The 19,216-nt window shown below is 58.8% G+C and carries 20 protein-coding genes; 8 read left to right on the forward strand and 12 right to left on the reverse strand.

Translation table 11 applies throughout. From position 1 onward, the window contains the following. Nucleotides 1-30: 30 nt before the first annotated feature. Both OSH12_RS25470 and OSH12_RS25475 read right to left on the reverse strand, forming a co-directional pair. Entirely contained in the window at nucleotides 31-1,521 is a 1,491-nt protein-coding gene (locus OSH12_RS25470) for a c-type cytochrome (RefSeq protein ID WP_266346458.1), read from the reverse strand. Beyond that, a complete protein-coding gene (locus tag OSH12_RS25475; RefSeq protein WP_266346459.1) occupies nucleotides 1,521-1,937 on the reverse strand; it encodes a hypothetical protein in 417 nt (138 codons plus the stop codon). The genes OSH12_RS25470 and OSH12_RS25475 overlap by 1 nt, the downstream gene beginning before the upstream one ends. A gap of 488 nt (nucleotides 1,938-2,425) precedes the next feature. Here OSH12_RS25475 and OSH12_RS25480 point away from each other — a divergent pair, with 488 nt between their 5' ends. Then, nucleotides 2,426-3,310 carry a copper resistance D family protein gene (locus tag OSH12_RS25480; RefSeq protein ID WP_266346460.1) on the forward strand — a complete coding sequence of 295 codons (885 nt, stop codon included), beginning with the start codon at nucleotides 2,426-2,428 and terminating at the stop codon, nucleotides 3,308-3,310. A gap of 39 nt (nucleotides 3,311-3,349) precedes the next feature. On the opposite strand, the gene OSH12_RS25485 is transcribed toward OSH12_RS25480, so the two are convergent. Beyond that, entirely contained in the window at nucleotides 3,350-4,273 is a 924-nt protein-coding gene (locus OSH12_RS25485; protein ID WP_266346461.1) for a GlxA family transcriptional regulator, read from the reverse strand. 146 nt (nucleotides 4,274-4,419) lie between these two features. Between OSH12_RS25485 and OSH12_RS25490 the strand changes: the two genes are divergently transcribed. Both OSH12_RS25490 and OSH12_RS25495 read left to right on the forward strand, forming a co-directional pair. Further along, nucleotides 4,420-4,962 (forward strand): cysteine hydrolase family protein, encoded by a 543-nt coding sequence (locus tag OSH12_RS25490; RefSeq protein WP_266346462.1) that lies wholly within the window; start codon nucleotides 4,420-4,422, stop codon nucleotides 4,960-4,962. A gap of 23 nt (nucleotides 4,963-4,985) precedes the next feature. Next, a complete protein-coding gene (locus OSH12_RS25495; protein ID WP_266346463.1) occupies nucleotides 4,986-5,867 on the forward strand; it encodes an MBL fold metallo-hydrolase in 882 nt (293 codons plus the stop codon). Between the two features lie 202 nt (nucleotides 5,868-6,069). Here the strand turns inward: OSH12_RS25495 and OSH12_RS25500 are convergent, their stop codons facing one another. Then, the gene (locus OSH12_RS25500; RefSeq protein ID WP_266346464.1) at nucleotides 6,070-6,468 is read right to left on the reverse strand and encodes a winged helix-turn-helix transcriptional regulator; all 399 of its coding nucleotides are present in this window, start codon (nucleotides 6,466-6,468) and stop codon (nucleotides 6,070-6,072) included. 92 nt (nucleotides 6,469-6,560) lie between these two features. Here OSH12_RS25500 and OSH12_RS25505 point away from each other — a divergent pair, with 92 nt between their 5' ends. Further along, entirely contained in the window at nucleotides 6,561-7,418 is an 858-nt protein-coding gene (locus tag OSH12_RS25505) for an NmrA family NAD(P)-binding protein (RefSeq protein ID WP_266346465.1), read from the forward strand. A gap of 208 nt (nucleotides 7,419-7,626) precedes the next feature. On the opposite strand, the gene OSH12_RS25510 is transcribed toward OSH12_RS25505, so the two are convergent. From OSH12_RS25510 to OSH12_RS25520, 3 genes are all read right to left on the reverse strand, one after another. Next, complete coding sequence (locus OSH12_RS25510) at nucleotides 7,627-8,058, reverse strand: OsmC family protein (RefSeq protein ID WP_266346466.1); 432 nt, start codon at nucleotides 8,056-8,058, stop codon at nucleotides 7,627-7,629. Between the two features lie 663 nt (nucleotides 8,059-8,721). Continuing rightward, a complete protein-coding gene (locus tag OSH12_RS25515) occupies nucleotides 8,722-9,393 on the reverse strand; it encodes a response regulator (protein WP_266346467.1) in 672 nt (223 codons plus the stop codon). Continuing rightward, nucleotides 9,366-10,931, reverse strand: coding sequence for a sensor histidine kinase (locus tag OSH12_RS25520; protein ID WP_266346468.1), 1,566 nt, complete (start codon nucleotides 10,929-10,931; stop codon nucleotides 9,366-9,368). The genes OSH12_RS25515 and OSH12_RS25520 overlap by 28 nt, the downstream gene beginning before the upstream one ends. Before the next feature lie 251 nt (nucleotides 10,932-11,182). On the opposite strand from OSH12_RS25520, the gene OSH12_RS25525 reads away from it, so the two are divergent. Further along, nucleotides 11,183-11,941 carry a DUF1254 domain-containing protein gene (locus OSH12_RS25525; protein ID WP_266346469.1) on the forward strand — a complete coding sequence of 253 codons (759 nt, stop codon included), beginning with the start codon at nucleotides 11,183-11,185 and terminating at the stop codon, nucleotides 11,939-11,941. Nucleotides 11,942-12,056: 115 nt separating this feature from the next. Continuing rightward, the gene (locus OSH12_RS26305; RefSeq protein WP_380224725.1) at nucleotides 12,057-13,094 is read left to right on the forward strand and encodes a DUF1254 domain-containing protein; all 1,038 of its coding nucleotides are present in this window, start codon (nucleotides 12,057-12,059) and stop codon (nucleotides 13,092-13,094) included. A gap of 506 nt (nucleotides 13,095-13,600) precedes the next feature. Here the strand turns inward: OSH12_RS26305 and OSH12_RS25540 are convergent. Then, nucleotides 13,601-13,810 carry a limonene-1,2-epoxide hydrolase family protein gene (locus OSH12_RS25540; protein ID WP_266346470.1) on the reverse strand — a complete coding sequence of 70 codons (210 nt, stop codon included), beginning with the start codon at nucleotides 13,808-13,810 and terminating at the stop codon, nucleotides 13,601-13,603. Here OSH12_RS25540 and OSH12_RS25545 point away from each other — a divergent pair. Then, nucleotides 13,809-14,318 (forward strand): helix-turn-helix domain-containing protein, encoded by a 510-nt coding sequence (locus OSH12_RS25545; RefSeq protein WP_266346471.1) that lies wholly within the window; start codon nucleotides 13,809-13,811, stop codon nucleotides 14,316-14,318. The two genes, OSH12_RS25540 and OSH12_RS25545, sit on opposite strands and share 2 nt — an antisense overlap. Nucleotides 14,319-14,337: 19 nt before the next feature. Here the strand turns inward: OSH12_RS25545 and OSH12_RS25550 are convergent, their stop codons facing one another. From OSH12_RS25550 to OSH12_RS25560, 4 genes are all read right to left on the reverse strand, one after another. Then, complete coding sequence (locus OSH12_RS25550; protein WP_266346472.1) at nucleotides 14,338-14,550, reverse strand: hypothetical protein; 213 nt, start codon at nucleotides 14,548-14,550, stop codon at nucleotides 14,338-14,340. 608 nt (nucleotides 14,551-15,158) lie between these two features. Further along, nucleotides 15,159-15,290: a DUF982 domain-containing protein gene (locus OSH12_RS26310; protein ID WP_380224722.1), complete on the reverse strand. Its 132-nt coding sequence runs from the start codon at nucleotides 15,288-15,290 to the stop codon at nucleotides 15,159-15,161. A gap of 1,105 nt (nucleotides 15,291-16,395) precedes the next feature. Then, the gene (locus tag OSH12_RS25555) at nucleotides 16,396-16,809 is read right to left on the reverse strand and encodes a MerR family transcriptional regulator (RefSeq protein ID WP_266346473.1); all 414 of its coding nucleotides are present in this window, start codon (nucleotides 16,807-16,809) and stop codon (nucleotides 16,396-16,398) included. Nucleotides 16,810-16,916: 107 nt separating this feature from the next. Further along, a complete protein-coding gene (locus OSH12_RS25560) occupies nucleotides 16,917-17,915 on the reverse strand; it encodes a sensor histidine kinase (RefSeq protein ID WP_266346474.1) in 999 nt (332 codons plus the stop codon). 391 nt (nucleotides 17,916-18,306) lie between these two features. On the opposite strand from OSH12_RS25560, the gene OSH12_RS25565 reads away from it, so the two are divergent. Continuing rightward, nucleotides 18,307-19,216: GAF domain-containing protein (locus tag OSH12_RS25565; RefSeq protein ID WP_266346475.1), on the forward strand; the 910-nt coding region annotated here is incomplete at its 3' end.

The raw sequence follows: 19,216 nt of genomic DNA on the forward strand, positions 1-19,216 counted from the left end.
GTGGAATATCTCTGGGGACGGGAATCGCATTCATTGGACGGCTGCCTCTGTCTGATTGGTCATCTCCGGGGAGCGGGCGGCGGCTGCGCCGCTCACGATGACACCGACCGATTGAGCGCCGGGTATCGGTGCCTTGTTCTGCTGAAGGTGCTGAAGATACGTGCCGAGTAGCTGCAGCTCCGCCTTGTTGCCGGGGAACGGCGGCATATAGGGTTGGGCATAATGCATGCTCTCGATGTAGCCGGCGGTTAGTTCAGGCGTCCAAGGCTGGTCGCCGAACATGCGCTGCAAGTGACCGGTAATGCTGTTTACGCCATGCCCGGTGTGGCAACGCGTGCAGGTATTCATGAAGACATCCTTGCCCTTCTGGATCGCTTCCAGCCGCGCTGTCCGCTCTGGTTCTGACAGCCCATTCGGGAGCTCGGCTTTCTCTGCCTCCGTCAGGGGATTCGAATAGGTCGCGTATGTGAGGACGCCGTCGCGCTGCAGCAGGGCGTAGTCTTCTACGCGCAAGCCGTTGGCATACATGTACTGGCCGATCACGTAGGGCTTGCGGATGAACTCGCGCACCCGCTCGAAGTGTCCGGTCATCCAGAGGATGGCGACGAAGGGCACAACAAGCGCGACCTTGGGCAGAAGCTTCGGTCGGGAGATGGCGAACTGCACTACCAGGAGGATTGTTACGACAGTGATGACGGCGATCTGCAGGAACTTTGTCTGCCAATCAACGAACTCGAGTGTCCCCAGCGAGACGCCCAAATTGTCCTTCATCGCGTCGGGAACGGAGGTGTAGTACCACCAGCCGGCGACGAGAACGAACGGCGCGAAGGCCAGCGTCCACAATCCGACAGCGCGTAGCGCATCGTTGCGGAACTGATCCTGTTTCTTCGTGAAGAAGAGGATCAGGAACATGGCGATGATGCCGGCCATGGTCGCGGCGAGGGGGGTCCGGAAGGCGAGTTGCGGGATGTAGAGCGGGTTCATCACACCCGTCCAGAAGCTGTTAACCGTCAGCCAGTTGCCGGGATCCATCATGAATCCGAGGATCGCGACGATGATTGCCATCGTCACCCAGGAGGCGAACGCCAGCGCGAAGCCGAGCCTGATGTGTCTCTTCTTGGATTCAGGCCCCTGTGCGGTCCATTTCTTCCAGGTGAGAGTGTAGGCGAGGATGAGGCAGACTTCGGTGACGAACACCAGCCATTCAGTGAACCAGGCCCAGAAGAAAACCCGGATCAGGCTGGCGATTGAATAAGGATTGACCAGCGAGACCGAGAACCAGATGCCAACACCGGTAAGTGCGCCGACCGTCGTCGTGATCAGGAAGCAGACGAACAGGATCTTGTAGGCGAGCTTGTCCCAACGCGGGTCCTGCTTCTTGTGGCCATACCACTCCATTGCGGCGATGAGCGGCATCATGCCGACGGCCAGGCCGTGATTGATCAACACATGCAGGATGGCGATGCCGGCGATCAGGTAGCGATTGCCGAGGAAATCGAGATGAAAGACTGGAAAATCCATCAGGCCGTCTCCACCGGGGTGATGGGCGCATTAACGACGCCTTCGAGATCGGCGGCGGCGATGGTGAGCATGACCAGTTCGCAGCCGAACAGGATCACGCCAAGCAAGTAGGCAAGGGTCATTGGTTCGGTGCTGGTGACGAGATAGAGGCCAGTCAAAGCCAGACAGATGGCGAGGACGCCTGGGATCCAGATCAGCGCGATCTGATAGAGATTCGTAATTGATGAAGATCTAACGGTCAGGCTTGCGGCTCTAAACAAGAAATAGATGCAGGTTATACCAATGGCGGCTCCGCCAACGGCCCTAAATAGACCGGCGCTTTCTGCCACTGCCAGAACAGCGGTCAACATAATAAAATTGATCGCTATACCTCGGTAATTCTTCTCCGAAAGCCATCGCGCGAGTGCATCTGTCATCCCGTCTGCCCATGTCTAGAGTGCGTCGTATGAGCGGGTAGCGCGGGAAAGAGAAAAGTTGGATTGGACAATCGGTCCAAGGGCGCAGACGGGTCAGGCTGCTATTGCACTGCAAGACAACAGAATTTGGCGGGGCCATTCTGCAAAGAAAGGGTCTGTAAGGCCCGCGGATGCAGGGTACGGCCGCGCGGGCAGGCGGATGCGCTCATGAACAAGAACGATACAATCGACGCTGTCCTTTGCATCGCGGGTCGCTTTCTAGCGGCTATTACTCCGGCATTTGGCCATGCGTCCATGAATGCCGTTGGGCGGACCTACAGCACGATGATCGGGCAACCTCGTCGTCTCTCATTTTCGACGAGGCAATCGCCGATCTCGCCAACGAGACCTATGCGTCGAGTTGGTTGGTCATTTCTCAGATTGGGCACGCGGTCGACGGGGCGACTGTATTTTCTATGTCCGGCTCTAGCGCTGGTGGCGCGCCTCTCATGAGTGAAGATATCTATTGGACGGTGAGCGTCGCAATTTGGATCGGCAAGATAGCGCTCTATGTTGGCCTATTCATTGGCGTGGGCGGCGCGTTCTTCGTTAACTGGATAGGCGGTCGATCCCTCTTGGCGTCGCGCGGAGCGCTTTGGGTTGTCGGCTTTTCTCTGGTCGCGGCGCCGCTTTCGGTAGGAATGCAGGGGCTTGATGCGCTTGGTATGGGCTTAGCCGGTCTGGGCCAGCAGCTCGTCTGGAAGACCGGATACTCGACGAGCTACGGTTTGACCGCCGCTATCGCGACCGCGTCAATGGCTGCTGCGCTCGTTGCGATCCTTAGTCGAGGCGTCCTTGGCAAGGTTCTATCGCTGGCGGCGCTCTTGGGGGTTGGCGTAGCGCTTGCGTCAGGCGGTCATGGCGGTGCGGCATATCCGCAATGGCTGACGCGCCCCGCGGTCTTTCTGCATGCTATCGGCATTGCCTTCTGGGCGGGGTCTCTCATACCGCTTGTTGCAGTACTTGCGGCGCGCGGCCCCGAGGCCGTCTCCGTCCTGCGTCGGTTCTCAGTAGTAATCCCGTTTGCCGTGATGCCATTGATCGCGGCGGGTATGGTTCTCGCCCTTGTTCAGTTGGGTGGCATCGACGCACTGTGGGGGACGGCCTATGGGCAAGTGCTGATGGTCAAACTTATTCCGGTTATCGCACTATTCCTCGTGGCAGCCCTCAATCGCTTCGGGCTAACAGAGTCGGCGGAGCGTCATGATCCGAACGCGATCACGAGGCTTCGCCGCACAATTGGGGTCGAGGTCGCACTTGTTCTGGTAATCTTTGCCGTAGCAGCATGCTGGCACTTCACGCCGCGGCCGTTAGCGGATGCTGTCGGAGTCTGAGATCGTCAGCGTTGAACACGCTCCTGTCTTGAGCCGATCTCACGCCTGAAACCTCTGCCGATACTCGCCCGGAGACAAGCCGACGATGCGCAGGAATATCTTGCGAAAAGCCCCTGGATCTGAATAGCCGACCTCCCAAGCGATGCGCTCAATAGGTTGAATGCCGAATTGCAACAGCTCTTGAGCCTTGGAGACACGCAGCCGCTGCGCATAGTTGGTTGCCGTCAGTCCTGTGGCCTTCTGGAATCGACGCAGGAACGTGCGCTGTTCCATGCCCGCGTGTTCGGCGAGGAGCGAAAGTCGCGCGTCCTTGCCCTCGCTCGTGTGAAGGAAGTGCTGCGCCTTCAGGATCGCTGTATCCGCATGGTTTAGTCGCGGCACGAAGCCGCTGTAATAGCGCTGCTCACGACCCGGGGGATCGACCAGCATCATCCGGGCGGTTTCCGCCATTGCCACAGGCCCGAGGAAACGATCCACCAGTTTAAGCCCCAGATCTGTCCACGACATCAGCCCGCCGGCGGTGACGATGTCTCCCCCATCGATGATCAGCCTGTCGGTGTCCAACTTCGCCTCGGGGAATCGTTCCCGGAAGGTTTCGGAATAGCTCCAATGCGTGGTTACCGCGCGCCCATTTAGCAGCCCTGTCTCTCCAAGCACAAAAGCGCCGCCGCAGACCGAAGCCAGCACTGAGCCTTCAGCATGGCGTGCGCGGAGCCAGCGCGCCAAGAGTGTTGCAGCCGCGCTGCTGATCGGCGTCTCAAGGGATGGGGGCAAGATCAGGACATCGCAGCGTTCGGCTTCGTTGGTGTTGTCCCCCGGGTCACTGTCGAAAACAACTGCGGGCACCGCGTCACCATTTGCTTGTAGATGGCGCACTCGCAACCAGGGTGCTTCTGAATTTTTGACGAGCGCCATGCGGTTGGCAACCTTGAACAGATCGCTCAATCCCAGAACGGCGGACATCTGTCCGCCGGGATAAAGCAGGATTCCGATCTGTGTGTGTACCATTTGTCGTTATTAACCCTGTTTCTGTCGATTTCGCCAATGGTGGCCACCATCGTCCCGACCGATATGTGGTGCAATCGAAATCCGGCCCAAAGGAATGACTCATGTCGAAGCGCGCAATTCTCGTTATTGATCTGCAAAACGAGTACTGGCCTTCGGGAGAACTCCCTCTTCAGGGGATCGATGCAGCGGCAGCCAACGCTGCGCGGGTCATTGCCCATGCCCGTAAAAAAGGCGATCTGGTCGTCCACATCCGGCACGAAGCGCCTGGTGCTCCCTTTTTCGTTCCCGGCAGCCTAGGAAGCGAAATCAACGCGGCGGTTCTGCCTGAAGGCGATGAATCGGTCATCACTAAGAAATTCCCCAACTCCTTCCGCGATACTGGCTTGAAGGACCTGCTCGACCAGCAGGATGTCGACGAGGTCGTGATCGTTGGTGCCATGAGCCACATGTGTGTCGATGCCGGCGTGCGCGCTGCCAATGACCTTGGCTATCGCACCATCACAATCCACGATGCCTGCGCAACCATGGACCTCGTCTTTGGCGACACGACCGTTCCGGCTGCCCATGTCCATGCCAGCATCATGGCCGCGCTGGCCATGTTCTATGGCGAGGTGATCGGAACCGAAGAATTTTTGGCCCGCTGAACGAAGATAGGGAGCCATAAATTATGACGACTCGCAGAGACTTCCTTACCCTTTCCGGTGCGGCAATTTCCGCCACGGCTCTTGCTGTCCCCACTCAGGCGCAAGGCGCGCGCAGCTTGTCGAGCGGCGATATCAAAATCACCCAGATCCGCAATGCGACGCTCCATGTAAATTATGGCGGGGTCCGTTTCCTCGTTGATCCAATGCTGTCCATACGTCACGCTTGGCCTGGTTTTGAGGGTACGGTGAACAGCGATGAGCGAAACCCGATGGTGCATCTGCCGCTTCCAATTGAGGAGATCATCGACGTCGATGCGGTGATCGTCACTCATCTGCATGAGGACCACTGGGACGAGGCGGCACGCAACCTGGTGCCGAAAGGTCTGCCACTGTTCGCCCAGAACGAGGCCGACGCGAAAAAAATCCGTTCGCAGGGCTTCACGGACGTTCGCGTCCTTTCTGACAGTTCGAGTTTCAATGGCGTGCAACTCATCAAGACCAGGGGGCGCCATGGCACCGATGCCGCTTACGAGAAGATCGGTAAGCTTCTTGGCGAGGTCTGTGGCGTGGTATTCAAAAAGGCCGACGAGAAAGTCGTTTATCTGGCTGGCGACACAATTTGGAATGATGACGTCGCTGGCGTTCTTGCTACCCAAAAGCCCGATGTTGCGATCCTGAACACGGGATATGCAAAGGTGATCGGCATCGACGGCGGCATCATCATGGGTACGGCCGATGTGCTGTCGGTGCATCAGGCTGCGCCCGATGCCATCCTCTTCGCCTCGCATATGGAGGCCGTCAACCACTGTACGGTGACCCGAGCGGGGTTACGTGGGTTTGCGCGCGCTCAAGGCTTTGCCGACAAACTCCTGACCCCCGGGGATGGAGAGACCGCGATATTCTAGATCGCATTCCCGCCCGAGCGCTTGTCGGGCGGGATTTCGCACCATGTGAATACGTCTGCAGGATCCGCAAGTGGTTGCGTGTGCGCCGTGAGTAATGCGCATTGATCAGGTCGCTGATTTGTTGGACGGGTGGATGGTGGTAATCCTCGAACTGTCGCGCGCGCTCAGGCAGCCTTTCGGATCAGTGGCGGGCTCTCGGAGTTCACCGGGTCAATTGATCGGTTTTCGCAAAGGTGTTCCAGTCGAGCTCCTGGGCCGTCCCGTCGGATGTAGAGGCACTCAGCGCGTCATCCGAAATCGCGTCGCCCCAGTCCTTCATGGCATAAAGAACATTATTCAACGACAGACCCAACGGGGTCAGCTCATAGACTACGCGCGGCGGGGACTCGGCGAAGGCCTTGCGCGTCACCAATCCATGCTCTTCGAAGCGCCGCAGACGATGGGTCAGTGTATGCGCGCTGATGCCGTTCAAGACTCCTCGGAGCTCTGTAAATCGCCGAGGGCCGTTCAGCAGTTCCCGCACGATCAGCGTCGCCCATGGGCCGTCGAGAAGTAGCAGGAAGCGCTCCACGCCGCATAGGGGCAGCTTCTTCTGGGACATGCTGGATTATCTTCCATTAGTGCATTTGACGTAACCAGTGCAAGTATTGCACGAATAAACGTGCAATTTCTACACCAATGAAGGGGTCATGTATGTCCTATATCATCCACGGCGCGACGGGCGCACAAGGCGGTCCGCTCTATGCCCGTCTGCTCGCCTCGGGCAAGAATGCGCTCGCCGCCGTTCGCGATCCCGCCAAGGTCGCAGGCAAGCCCGCCATTGCTGTTGACAACGATTCCGTGGATTCGCTCGTTGCCGCCTATCGCGACGCTGATGGGGTATTCATCCACCTGCCGCAGACGTCTGAGCCCACCCGCGTCCAGCAGGCCAAGAACATCGTCCAAGCTATTAAGATCACGAAACCCAAACGTGTCGTGGTCTCGACCAGCGGCACAATCATAGATCAACCCGGAACTGTGCTCCAGGCGCCCGAAGACAACTCCGTTGCAATCCTTGCGCGTGGTGTGGCGGAAAGCGGCGTCTCCCATGCCATCGTCGCGCCGCGTCTCTATTTGGAGAACCTGCTCCTGCCGATGGTTTTCGAGCCGGCGGAGGCCGAGGGCGTTCTGCGGTATCCGGTGGCTCCCGACTTTTTGGTCTCATGGAGCTCGCACCTTGATGTCGCCGAGGTGGCTGAAAAGCTACTGACCGACCACTCCGTGACGGGCGTGGTCGGCGTCGGCCACCGGCCTGGATTGCGGGGCGCAGATCTCGCGGCGGGGTTCTCGGAGCAGTTTGGTCGTACAGTCACATTCGAGGCATTGACGCCTGACGCGTTCGGCAAACTGATAGAGCCGATGCTTGGCCCAGCCACTGTCGGCGTCGTGGGCCTCTATCAAGCTCTTTCAGGAGCCGCTGACAACGTGATTGCTGACGATACTAGCGCGCAGCACCTGCTCGGCCTCGAGCCGCGCAGCGTGCGGCAGTGGTTGGCTGAAATGCTTGGCTGATACTGGATGAAGGGCGACTCAGATTAGCTGGGTGGTCTAGCTGTCAATTCGATGAGCGGCTGTTGAGTGCAGCCGCTCTATTCCATTTTAAGGGCAAATAACCAAGGCGTTAACGGGCGTTGTCTCTACCCCGTTCGGTTTCGCGGCCTGGCCCTGGGCGCCAACATCTGGCGGAAGACATGATAGGACGTCGGCTCCTTATGGACGATTACCCGATGACTGAGACCGCACCGTCAATGCGGATCTGAACACCCGCTTTCTTCAGCAGGTTTCCAACGGCGCAAGCCTTGTCGGCGGTTTCGAAGGCAGATCGGGCTGCGTCCGATTGTTCTTGGGTCGCGTCGGCTGCCAAATTCACCAGCGGACGGTGGTCGACAACAATCCCAGATCCCTTGGAGTCGGATGCGTCGGACTCCATCGTTACCTTCGTCACGGGCACCTTTCTGTTTTCCAGAATGGCGACCAACGTCATTGCGTAGCAGGCGGCAGCGGAGGCAACGAGCAATGATTTGGGGTCGGTACCGTCGCCACTGCCACCGAATTCACTGGGAATGGCTATTGGCATTTCGAGATGTTGCGCCTGGATCGTCCCGCTGCTCTTCATGTCGCCGGTCCAGATAGTATTCAATGTCGCGCGCATGTCGACAAACCCTTTCGTAGTAGCTTCGGCATTTCAATTCGAACTCAATTCTGACTAATCGCCATCAGGTCTGTCAGTGGCGATATGGACATAATTAGGCTCGATACCGACACAGGCCTTTTTCGTAGGTAACAACATCCCCTGAGCACCAGCATGGGGCTCGACAGCAAATCCAGGACACAGCGTTCGTCAGACAATCTGCGCTGTCTGAACTGCGGTTTTGTCGACAACCGTGTTGGTCAGGAGAGGAACGATGGCTACGGGCCCTACTTTCAATAAACGGCTGGTGCCAAGCCGCTTATTGTTACTAATGGCTACATCGCTCCAGCCAATTTAAGGCAATTCACCACTTTTGAGCAGCACATCTATAGTCTGGATTGGGGGCCGGAAGCGGACTGGCCGGTTTTGGTTGCCACTGTGCAGATACCCGCCGTTCTGCAGCCGACCCCGTTGTCGCCATTCGGGGTGCTTCCGTCTCCGCCCGAAACTTGCCATTCGTTAGGTTTACCACGGACCGCAGCGCCGGGGCCGCAAGTGGTCGGTCCGCTTTGGAACGAGCAACGCGGATGACGGCCCTTCAGTATTCGGGCAAAGCAGCCAAAGTCGGTCGAAACGACGGCTAACGTCCCGCTGTACGGATTCCGATTCAATGAGCTAGGGCGCCTACGGCCAGTTTCGTACGAAGGGTTCCGCCGCCGCTCCAATGTGCAGGCGGGTCGCCTCCCTGACGAGTTCAATGCCGTTGCGAACGTCAAAGATGCTCATCAGGGTCTGGCGATGCGTCTCCACCGTGCGAACGGACAGGCCGAGCTTCGTCGCGATTTCACGCGAGCGGAGTCCGGAGACGAGCAGATCCAGAACCTCGCGCTGGCGAACGGTCAGCTTTGGCGCGGGTTCGCTGCGGACGCTCCTGGGCCAAAGCGATGGGCTGACATATGTCCCGCCACGCAGGACATTCCGCATGGCGCGGAGCAGATCATCGCCTGCCATGGACTTGACGACATAGCCTTGCGCGCCAGCCCGGAAGGCCTCTTCGATCATGGCCGGCTCGGTGTGCATCGACAGGATCAGGATGGGAACTGCCGTGCCGGCGTCCCTCAGCCGACGGATGGCCTCTATGCCGCTGAGTGACGGCATGGATATGTCGGTGATGACAAGGTCGGGAGCGTCTCGCAGGGCCGCCTCCACCAAGCGGAGGCCGTCCGCGACGAGCGGGAGCACCCGATAGTCGGGACGCAACAGTTGCGCCACGCCCTCTGCCACGATGGTGTGATCGTCCCCAAGCAAGACGCGCGGCAACGCGCCGCCTAAACTGTCGATGGCATTTCGATCCACAGTTCCGTCCCTTCCCCTAGGGCTGTCCGGATGGTCAAGGAGCCGCCTGCCAGACGAACGCGCTCCTGCATGCTTATCAGTCCCAAACCGGGCGCGGTCCCGATGGCGTCCGGGTTGAACCCTTGGCCATCGTCTTGAATGAGAAGCTGATAGCGGGTCGCGCTGCGCGTCAAATCCAGGACAATCCTCTGTGCCCTGGCGTGCCGGATCGCGTTGCCGAGCCCCTCCTGTGCGACCCGGTAGAGGCATAATGACGTCGCATAGTCGGGCCGGCCTGATGCGGCGTCACACACGAAGCGATTTTCACCCTTCCATGCGCTGGCCATGTCGTCGACGAGTGACTGAAGGGCCGGGACGAGCCCGGTATGCTCGAGAATAGCCGGATGAAGATTGTGCGATATGCGTCGCACCTCCTCGGTGGTCGTGGCGATCAGCGACTGGAAATCGGGCATGCCGGATGGGGTCGGATGGTCGTGGGTTTTAATGAAACGGCTTGCCTGGATGGCCAGCAGGGCGAGGTGCTGATTGACACCGTCGTGCAGGTCGCGGGCGATGCGGGCGCGCTCCGTTTCCTGTTCCTGCAACAGCCGCGTCGCCAGATAGCGGATCTGACCCTGGCTCGCTGCCAGATGGTTCTGCGCGATCCGTTGCTGGTCCGAAAGAATGGCCAGCATATAGACCAGCAGACCGACGCCGAGGAGCCAGATCTGCATGAGGTGGACGTCGCTCTGCCCACCATCGAATGGTCTGCCACTGTAGATGCTGAGGGCTGCTGCCGGCGTTGCAACCAGGAAAAGTCCAACCGCCGATCCGAGCGCTCCAAATCGCAATGCTGCCAGCAAGAGGAGTGGAAGCGGTGCGAAGAGGAGTAGTGGGAGGGCCGTCGGTGAGTGCGGGACGATGGACCAGAGTCCGACCGAGACAGTCAGGATGGCGACCGCAAGCAACGCGGCCTCGACCGACATGGGGCGGATGCTTCGGTCTGACGGACGCCGATAAGCAGCGACCGTCAAAATCAAAGGCGTCACCAGCAGGAAGCTCATGGCGTGGGAGGGCGCCACCGTTAGCCAGGTGCTGATAACGGCGGCCCGCTTTCCCGCCGCATAGAGGATGCACGCGGTGACCAAGCCTGAATAGGCGGGCAAGGCGACCACGGCGAGGAGAAAGAAGCGTGCGAAGGCGCGACCGTCGGTGAAGAGTGCGGGGAGTGTCGGCTTTAACGTCTTCGCGACCAGCGCGATCACCGGGCAGATGAGGAGAAAGCCGGCCAAGGCGTAGCCATAGGGGCGGCCCAGCGGCATCAACCCAATCCATCCGCCCACAATCGTTCCGGTCACAGGGCTTGCCCATTCCCGCTGGGGTCGTAGCAACAGTGTCGCCAAGAGCAGGCCACCCGGGATCCAGATGGGGCTGGCTTTGAGGCAGCAGTTTTGAGCCCTTTGCGGGAAATTGAGGCTACCGCGAGTCGGCAGGCCACTGCGGCGCCTGAGCCCGGGCAATATCTGGATCGCAAGCCCATCCGGCTGCGGCGCGGTCATGTCAATCCCTGTCCGCCCGGTGTTCATCAAGAGAGCCTGCAATCGGAGCAAGCCAATGGCGCTTCTCTACGTATAAATACGCTAGTGCGGCTCGTATTCATACGCTTTGGTGCTTTTAGGGGCGTGGTAGTTTCCGGCCACACCATCCGAAACGTTCTTTTGTTGCTGGTTCTGTCGACAAGACGGCCGATGTTGCCCTGCGGCAAGAAATCCGGCTCGTGAAGACTGCCTACCTGTTGAGGAGATTTGTCGTGACAAGCTGGTTCTCTCGCAGTGGATACCTGACGGCAGCGCTCGGCCTAGCCTTAGCGGCGGGCGTCGGCGGTCCAGCGCGCGCCCAGACAGCACTCCCCCCCGAAGCGACCTATGCGCTGGCTCGGGATGCCTATCTCTATGCTTACCCCATCGTCAGCATGGATGTGACCATGCGGCAGGCGACGAACGTCCCGGACGGGAAGACGATCAATATGCGCGCCCCGGTCAATCAGTTCGCCCATGCTCGCGCCTATCCCAATGCCGACGAGAAAGACGTCGTCCGTTTCAACTTCGACACGCTCTACTCCTTCGCGTGGCTGGATCTGGCCCCTGAGCCAATCGTCGTCTCCGTTCCTGACACGCAGGGGCGCTACTACCTGCTGCCGATGTTGGACATGTGGACGGACGTTTTCTCGGTCATCGGCAGCCGGACGACGGGTACGAAAGCGGGCGACTACGCGATTGTCGCGCCCGGCTGGACTGGAACTTTGCCGGATGGCATGGCCCGGATCGTCGCGCCGACCTCCATGATTTGGATCCTCGGTCGAACCAAGACGGACGGTCCGGCCGACTATGCCAATGTCCACAAGGTACAGGACGGTTATCGGCTGACGCCGTTGACCCAATGGGGCAAGGAGCCCACGGCTCCGGCGCGGGCGTCCACCAACCCGGCAATCGATGACAAGACGCCGCCGCTCGCCCAAGTGGACAGTCTGGATGGGGTCGGGATGTTGACGCACTCGCTGACCTCATGAGCCAATACCCGCCGCACCCCAATGACTATCCAATTCTGTTGCGCCTGCGGGCGCTCGGCGTCGAACCCGGCAAGCCGTTCGACGCGTCCCGGATGCGGGCGACCGATACTATCTTATGCCCTTCCTCGATATGTGGAGTGATGTCTTCACCGTGCCGGGCACCCGCACGAGCGGCAACGGCGAGCAGACCTTTGCTATCGTCGGCCCGGATTGGCAGGGCACGTTGCCGGCCGGCGTGACCGAATACCGGAGCCCGACCGGAACGGGCCTCATGATTGGGCGGACCCAGACAAACGGCAAGGCAGACTATGAGGCCGTTCACCAGTTCCAGGACGGCATGAAGGCGGTCCCGCTCAGCGCCTATGGCAAGCCCTATACCGCGCCCAAGGGCGTGGTCGACACGAACCAGGACATGAGCGCACCGCCAGACCAAGTTGAGGCGATGGACGCGCCGAAATTCTTCGGTACGTTCGCTGAACTGATGAAGACGAACCTGCCGCACGCCAACGACTACCCGATCCTTGACCAGTTGAAGCGGATCGGCATTGAGCCGGGCAAGAGCTTCGATTTCGCTCTGGCTCCCAAGGAAGTGCAAGAGGCGCTGGCTGCTGCTTCAGGCGTTGCCGTGCCGCAGATCAAGGAAGCGTGGGCCACGTCCGGTGTGCTCACCAACGGCTGGCGCACCAATGTGACCGCCATCGGCACCTACGGCACTGACTATCTGCATAGGGCAGGTGTTGCCTTCGGCGGATATGGTGCCAACGCCATAGAGGACGCGCTGTACCCCACAGCCTTCGCCGATGCGGATGGCAAACCATTCAGCAGCGACAATCGTTATGTCCTGCACTTCGCCAAGGGGCAGACACCACCGGTAGGCGGCTTCTGGTCCCAGACGATGTATGACGAACGCCAGCTGTTCACCCCCAACCTAATCGACCGCTACGCCATCGGCGACCGTGACAAGCTGGTCTTCAACGAGGACGGGTCCCTCGATCTCTATGTCCAGACAGCATCCCCGGGCGAGGACAAGGAAGCAAACTGGCTGCCGGCGCCCGAGTGCGGTGCGTTCACGATGAACCTGCGCCTCTACTGGCCGAAGGCCGAGGCAACCAGTGGTTCTTGGGCACCACCGCCGGTCCAGCGCGTGAACTGAGACAACCCAACGAGCCGTTGTTACCGGAGGCGGTCGGTTAGCTGACCGCTCCCACGGCTTCCCGTTCAGTATGCTCTCGGCAGAGCCGGGACAGGTCAGTTCGTTGAGCCGGATGGCCCACACCGAGGTGCATGCCCGCACTGATTGACGACGAGCGAGGGTGAGATGGCTACTGCTCGGGGCGGTCAGGCGAAGTGACTGAGAGCGCGCCGAATTTCATGTCCAGCTTCCCAACTCAGTACGACGTCCGCTTTGAGGTCGTCGCCGCAGCCTGCTAAACGTCCGATGTATCATCCCGGATGAGGATATGACATCTGAGTAATATCAATGGGATAGAACCAAGGCGCGGGAGTTGAGCCCCTTTAATAGTATTCAGGAAAACTGGACACCTCCCGAACCATCTCAGGCTCCGGCGACGCCACCAGCCGGGCGGCGGAAGACATGCAGGCCAGTGGCCTGCGCTGCTCGCGGTGGTCAAGAATAAGGTCGCGGCAAACGATCGGCAGTTAGCTGGCAGCCAGTGCCGAGACAGTATAGACGTCGACGTAATCACGCCAGGCAACGATGCGCTCACCTTCGATTTCGTAGATGCCCATCAAGGTCACCCTGCCGATCTCGCTCCCATCGGCACGCTCGAAGATGTCCAGACGCTCGGTGAGGACGCGATTGTCCCAGACGCCTGAGCTGCAGTTGTAGCCGGGCTTCGCGTTCAGCATGGCCAATAGCGAATTGGTCGGAGCCTGGCAAAGATTATTGGCGATGTACGAGCGTCCGAGAGAAATCCCGGTTATGGCGCTGCACCTAGAACATGAATTGATGTTTCGACTGATGTTGAGCCCGCACGCGGAGATGCTGCGACAGATTGCCGGCGTTGACTCTCGGCTGTCTCATATCCGGCAGGCAATGGCTTGGATCCGCGAGCATTATGCCGAGCGACTCAGCGTTGAGGATATGGCGGCGGTTGCCGGCATGAGCGAGTCCGTATTCCATCGGCGCTTCAAGGCCGTCACGGCTTTAAGTCCGCTGCAGTACCAAAAGCACATTCGGCTCCAGGACGCTCGTCGACGCATGGTTTCCAAGGACGCGGACGCAGCATCTGTGTCGTTCGCTGTCGGCTATAAGAGCACCTCCCAATTCAGCAGGGAATACAGGCGCCTCTTTGGCGAGCCTCCGCGTCGTGACGCTGAAATGGTAAAGACAATGGTCGAAGCTGGATCGCGATAGGCGTGATGGCGGCCCTCCACTAGCCTCCCAACGCGCTGTTTATGAAGATGGCGCCGACGTTCTTTTCGAGCGCACACCTAGTCAAAGCAGCGTGGATTTCCGATCGCGAATCCCCATAGGCGGTACAGGCTGGGAAGATACGGGCCAGAGCAAGATCAACGTCGAGCATGTCGCGCGCTGCGTCGGCTTGCATCACTTCGTTGAGCACCAACTCGATCATGAAACTGGACATCTGCGCCCTTCGGGGTGGGCCTGCGAGGCCCAATAGCTTCGCAAGGCGGACCCCCTGCGCATTCCTTAGGGGAATTATTGCTTAAAGGCGACTCCGCCGATGATTTTCTTGCACAACAATGATCGTTGTCGTGATTGTCCCAAAATATTTATCAAGAACTTTGGGTTTTATCGATTCTATATCACGACGAGAACGCCAAGTTTTTTCTATCTTGCAGGCTTCAATATTTCGATATCGAGAATTTACGGCATCCACGCTGCCGAGAATTTGGCGAGAAAACTGGATATTTGTTGGGGTGATACGGTATGAGCGGCCGGTATCAATTTAATTTGCCGCGACTCTCATCGACATCAACACCATCTATCAAGTTGGGGCAGCAGCCATAGGTGCTGCGCAGGAAAAGAAGTAGGCAACCAATGTTGATGATGATGGAGCTTATGATCTGCGAAGTGATGACCGCGATGGAGAATGACCAACAGGTTGACGTTGACGCCGCAGCGCGGCGTTGTCGGATCCATCTGCCACTGCATCCTGAAACTAACGAGAGATTGAGACACCGGCTTTATCATCTCGCTAGGGAGTACGGTGCCGAAGTCGTTCGCCAATAGCTATTCGTCTGTCAGAATACCCGCCTCACGAGCCGCTTGGAGAAACGCGGCACGAGCGCCTTCGGCAGAGCTTTGCTCTTCCCACGACGCGAGACAGATAGTTTTCGCAGCGATGTGGGCGGGCGTTGCCATAGAGTCTTTGGCCAGTTGGTCATCAGCAGCTCGGATGCCCTCGCAACGTCACTAATGCCTTGGCGCGTCCCAGGTCCAACCGTGACAAACACGGGCTCGAAATAATTCTTGGTCATGGCGTGGACCACGGACCATAGACCGTTGGGACACTCCGCCTAACTCTTAGTTTTAAAACTCTGATGAAAGAAAGTGCGCCGACAGCGGCGGCGTGGGGGCTGCCGATATGCGGCGCAACCACGAAAGGTAATCTCGATCTCAGGGAAAATAGTTCCGCGTATCGCGCCATGAGATCCCATCTTATGGAATACGGGCAGGTGGAGGATACGACTTTGGCGGATAAAATTGCGCGACTCAACGTGATGGCTGCAGGGCTAGCGGACCTAGCCGCTGAGGCTATGGAACTAGGCGAAATGCAGCTTGCGCGAATGCTCGTTGATGCGATGCATGAAGCACGTGGAAGGAAGGCAGTACCGCCGATCCACGGTCGGCTTAATTGAATGACCTCGCTATATCTGCCTTCGTAGCGCGATTAACAGTCTACCCTCTTCCGTGGGGTGCCACACGTTCTGGAACTCAACAAGTCCCAACTGCCTGAGTGTTCGCAGGTCATTGTCGAGTGTCTCAAGATCGAGTTTGCCCAACTCGATTGCGTTCATGAGCGCCCATTGAGCGCCTGTCAGCATTCGGGGGATGTCTGGCATCGACTATCCGTAGGCTTGGGTTCTGCTCCCAAGGGGCGTGGTTCTCCATACAGCGGCCCGCGCTGACCGGAGCCCAGATAGTAGAAAGGCTGGCGTTTGGCGTTGGGTTTGCCCCCTGTTACAGGCGCCTGGGCGACAATTTGTCGGCACGGCTCTCTGGCAACCCTGAATTGCGCGTCTTCGCACACGGGTCGATCAATTGTGAGATTGGTTTCGACCATGCGGGGCGGAGGGCCGGCCCCGGCGCGAAAAGGAACCAGCGCCGCGATCGCAAAGATCACGCTCGCCCCTATTCCACAAAAGATCGATTTCACGTCACTCTCCATCGGCATCCTAGCGCCGTTGGAAGAACGGTAGCCGACGGCAAAGGGTTGCTACGATTTCCGAGAGCGGGATGTGGCTCTTCAGGCCTGGCGGTGCAGGCCCCGTGAACGATCGGACATCAGTCGGGCTTCTGCGGGCATTGATTCTTGCTCAGGATCGGCGGTCGAGCGAAGCGAATCCGTCAATCTTGCGATCGCATTTGACTGGTTGATGTAGTCCTGCTCCATGTTGGACTTCAGCTCAGGCAATCGTTCTGCGAGAAATACTACACGACCGGAGTGTGTCATAGAGAGCATTGAGGCCACCTCGCGAATCGTAAAGCCGGCGGCTGACCACATCATGATGTCCCGCACTCTCTCGCGATCTTCAGCCGAATAGAGCCGGTATGAGCCCAGCCTGACGGGGGTAAGGATCTGCTGTTGCTCCCAGAATCGGAGGGTGCGCAGCGTCAGACCAAATTCCTCGGCAATCTCCCTGATGGTGTACTCGCTCATGGTCTCGTTCCGCTTAAGCCGACGTCATGGTCGATCAAGTGGCGAACGACCAGCCCGGCATTGACGATCAAGTAAGGCTCGCGCCTTAGCTTGCCGGCTTATACGGACTAAGCGGCCAGATGGTTTGAGTTCAAAGTCAGGGTGATGATAATTCCCTCATTGGCCCAGTCGGTGTTGATGGTGCCGGCAAGCTGGCCGGTCACGCTGCGGTGAAGCAGCTTGCTGCCGTAGCCTTCATCCGCGGGGCGTTCGACAGCCGGCCCGCCTCGTTCCGTCCAAACGATGCAGACCTCGTTTTCAGTGCTGGTCCCAGAGATATCCAGCAAGCCTGAGCCGGTCGAAAGCGCCCCGTATTTAAGCGAGTTGGTGGCAAGCTCGTGGATAACGAGCGCAATGGACGTTGCCGCCTGCTCGCCTACACCCATCCGAGGGACGGCGACACGTATCCGGCTGCTAAAGGCACCGCTGTCATCATATGGCGCCAGTAGCACCGCGATTACGTCGCCTAGCAATGCTGCTCGCCCCTGATGACCTGGCAGAGGCCGGACAAGGTCGTGCGCTCGTCCGAGCGCTGTTAGGCGATCAGTCAACTCCTTGGCCATTTCGGCGACCGTCGTGGATGATCGGGACGTTATGGCGGTCAGGCCCGATGCGATCGCCAATAGATTTTTGACCCTGTGGCTCATTTCGCCGGCCAGCAATTCGCTGCCCTCTTCAGCTTGCTTGCGGCCAGTCACGTCAAGGAAAATGCCCGAAGCTTGGCCCTTGTGCACGCCCTCGTCGTTGCCCAAGCCACGAGCGGAGATCCAACGAATCTCTTCACCTATCAAGATGCGAAAATCGATCTCAAATGCGCCCACGATCGCCCGCGTCGCCGTGAAAGCCGCGCGCACGCGATCTCGATCGGCGGGATGGATACGGGACGATAGATCTTCAAAGGTTACCTGGCTCTTTGGGGGTAGTCCCCAAAGCTGGAAACCCTGCTCGTCCATCGCAAAGTCGTCGGTTTCTACTGTCCACGCCCAAAGCGCCACTCCGGCTGCGTGAAGAGCCCGTTTGAGGTTCTGGGCTTCCCACAGAGGATCGGTATCGTTTCGGAATGGCATGGCTGGCTCCTTAGAGCGCAGTTTGATCAGATCACTCCAGGAGGCGCCAGCGAGACCGTTTGAGTGGCGGCGCGGCCTTTTGGTCTATCGTCTGTTGGTGGCGCCTGGGAGAGTTGTTCGGGCAGGCGAATTCCGCCCCCACTGCCGACTATTTTCGACCATAGACCTTGACGCTCACCAGGTGTAACGGCTGGCCGCGACATCATCGGATCCACTCGGCGGCGCGCCTCGCGACTTAGTGGCGATTGACCTCGACGGCAAGAAGCCCCGGTCACTTTGGGATAATTTGGCCGCTGTACAATGGCATACCAAAGTGGTCACGTGATTATGCCTACCCCCAGCAAACCGGGCATCATTTTTAGTAATGACACCCAATCGCGGAATTCCAGCTTTGAATGACGAGATTGTCGGCTGCGACGCTGAACCAATTCATACCCCAGGCTCGATTCAGCCAGATGGATTAATGCTGATAGCGCAGGTCACAACGAGAGTGATCGTCGGCTATGCGGGTCGAGACGATGCAGTCATCAACGAAAACGTCTTGGGGCTTAGCTTGGGCGACGTCCTCGACTTGGGGAGCCATTTGACGACGGAGACGCTTCCATCCACCGGCACCAAAGTAATCGGTGACGTTGCGGTCGCCGGGAAAACGATGGACGCGGTGGTATTCATTTCCGGCGAGTACCTGGTGGTCGAACTGACGGACAAGGACCCGCAGCACAGCTTGGACGCCTCCTTCCTTGCCGAGTTGCAAGCGGTGGGAAGCACTTTCGAAAGGGCGTCTTCGCTTCAGGAACTGTGCCAACAAGCATCCAAGGCATTTCAGGGCCTGACCGGCTATGGTCGTGTTCTGGTTTACCAATTCGTCGATGAGGATGCAGGCGTGGTTGTCGGCGAGAGCATTGCCGACGCATCCTCGAGCTTCCTGAACCATCATTTCCCGGCGTCCGACATACCCAAGCAAGCAAGGGCACTCTACGTTCGCAATCGAGTGCGAGTCATTGCCGATGTGAACTATGTCCCTGTGCCAATCGTCGGTATCGATCAAGGGCTAGCGGCGATAGATCTCAGCGACTCGATGCTTCGGAGCGTTTCTCCAACCCACATCCAGTATCTAAGGAACATGGGGGTGGCGGCGTCCGCGTCGATGTCGATTGTCGTGGACGGGGTGCTGTGGGGCCTCGTGGCGTGCCACCACAATCAGCCGCGACCTATATCCCTCACTGCCAAGCTCGCTTGCCAAGCCTTGGCAAGCAGTCTTTCCCAGCGGATTAAAGCTCGACAAGAGAACGAGCTATATC

The sequence above is a fragment of the Kaistia terrae genome (assembly GCF_026344005.1).
Taxonomy (GTDB): domain Bacteria; phylum Pseudomonadota; class Alphaproteobacteria; order Rhizobiales; family Kaistiaceae; genus Kaistia; species Kaistia terrae.